This window comes from Pseudomonadota bacterium (assembly GCA_010028905.1).
Classification (GTDB): Bacteria; Vulcanimicrobiota; Xenobia; order RGZZ01; family RGZZ01; genus RGZZ01.
This window is the reverse complement of record RGZZ01000695.1, coordinates 1-1,951: the sequence shown is the minus strand read 5'-3', so window position 1 is coordinate 1,951 and position 1,951 is coordinate 1. Positions and strand designations below refer to the sequence as shown.

Sequence of the window (1,951 nt, the reverse complement as noted above, 5' to 3'; positions counted from 1 at the left end):
GTGAGGGCATTGGCTGTGGTCTCGTGGCCCGCCAGGAAGATGGTCATGGCCTCGTCTCTCACCTGGGTGTCGGTCATTCCCGTGCTGGCTGCGGCGTCGCTGGCCTCTTCATCGCGGGCGGAGAGCAGCAGGCTCAGCAGATCGTCGGGTCTTCCCAGGCCGCGTCGGTGCTCGTCGATGAGTCGGAACATCACTGCGTCGAGTCGCGCGCGTGCCCGCCTGAACCGCAGCACCGAGGGGAGCGGGAGGTAGTCGAGCAGGTCGGCCAGCGGGGGGGCGAAGATGCTCATCGACCGCATGGTCTCGAGCAGCGCCTCGCGAACGGCCGAGGCGTCGTTCTCGACGAACGAGCCGAACAGCGTCTCGGCCACGATCTCGAGGGCAAGCTCGTTCATCTCGGCGTGGGCCTCGATCTCGCCCCCATCGGTCCACAGGCGGGTGGCCTCGCGCGCGCGCCGCACCATGACCTCTGCGTAGGCCGCGATGCGCTGCTTGTGGAACGCCGGCTGCATGAGCCGGCGCTGGCGGCGGTGAAGCTCGCCCTCGCTGGTGACCAGTCCCTCGCCCAGCATGCGCCTGGCCCGCTCGAGTGCGCGGCCTTTCTTGAAGCACTTGTCGTGCGTGACCAGAACGTCCCTGATCAGGTCTGGTTCATTGATGGTGTAGAGCACCTGACGCCCGAGCGTGAAGTGGGTGACCGGCCCTACATCTCGGGCGAGCTCGACGAGCGTCTGCAGCGGGCGACCGCGAAACCGCCAGAACAGCTCGCCGGGGTATCGCTGACGAGGGCGTGGCGGCATGGGGGGCACGGTCAACGCGACGGTTCCTCTTCTTTCTTCTTGCTGATCTCAGGCGCAACGGCTGCCGCTCTGGAGTTGTTGCTTCACCTGTGCGCATCCTTCTGACTTGCAGGGTGCGGCGCGTTGGGGTAAAGCGGAGGGGTTGTCGGGCCGACAACGTAAGAGAACCCAACTCGACAAGACCATGCATGGAGGGTGAATCCTTGGCCAGACGACTGCTCACAGCCGCAACGCTGGTGCTGCTCATGATGACGCCCGCGCACGCGAGCAGCGCGCACTTCACGGTTAATGCGCTGGCGGCCGTCTCGGTGGCTGAGCTCGCGCTCGTCGTGCTGCTCTTCTCGCAGGTGCGCTCTCTCGGGGGGCGTTTGAGGGCTGCGCAGAAGACCATTGACGAGACGCCGAAGTACGTTCCCCCGCCTCTCGAGATAGGGTGGCATCGCGCCGATCTCCTGTCGGCGGTGGAGACGTGCTACACCGATCTCGAGAAGGCCATCAGCGCGGAGAACCTCGAGCTCCTTGCGGAGGTGGTGCGGGGAGACCTGTTCGACACGCTTCAGACCTATCTGCGGATGCTGGGGGTTCGCGGTCAGCGCAAGGTGGTCGATGAAGGCAGGATCGACAACATCGAGCTGGTCAACCTGCACACCTTCCTGCACTCGAGCAAGGATCGATTTCTCGCGGCCATCACCGTCACGTCGCGTCCTTACCTCATCGACGGTCAGCGAAGGGTCTGCTCCGCGAACTTCAGCGGTCCGCGCACCGAATACGCCGAACCCTCCCAGGTTCCGCTCCGCACCGCCACCGAGTACTGGACGTTCCAGCAGATCGGTGACGGCTGGATGGTGGTGGACATCGCTGACCTGGTCTCGCTCCCGGCGCGTTGGGAGGGCGCTGGCGAGAGCGCTTCCTGAGGCCGTCTCCTCGACGTCTGACTTGCGTCGAACCCTGGTTGAAAATCTCTGCCGCGGCACCGCTTGACATTGTTGTATCGATTATGTATACTTTGTGTACAAGAGTTGAGCGCGCCGTGCAGTGAGAGGTGCGGAGCGCTCAGTCGGTCGCAGCCTGACGGGAAGCGGGCTGCAGCCGCCCTCGCGCTCGCCTTGACGGCCCGCGAGAACCGAGTCGCTCTGTCCCCCCCCTGCGGC

2 protein-coding genes are annotated in these 1,951 nt (G+C 65.2%); one reads left to right on the top strand and one right to left on the bottom strand.

The window, feature by feature from the left end; all coding sequences use genetic code 11:
- Nucleotides 1-815, bottom strand: an 815-nt coding sequence (locus EB084_24440) for a cytochrome P450 (GenBank protein NDD31412.1), incomplete at its 3' end; no start/stop codon positions are given.
- A 173-nt stretch (nt 816-988) separates the two neighbouring features.
- Here EB084_24440 and EB084_24435 point away from each other — a divergent pair.
- The gene (locus EB084_24435; GenBank protein NDD31411.1) at nt 989-1,714 is read left to right on the top strand and encodes a hypothetical protein; all 726 of its coding nucleotides are present in this window, start codon (nt 989-991) and stop codon (nt 1,712-1,714) included.
- Nucleotides 1,715-1,951: the final 237 nt, after the last annotated feature.

Excerpts from the sequence above, each read along its gene's own strand:
- EB084_24435 (NDD31411.1), top strand. The coding sequence starts at position 989 with ATGGAGGGTGAATCCTTGGCCAGACGACTGCTCACAGCCGCAACGCTG.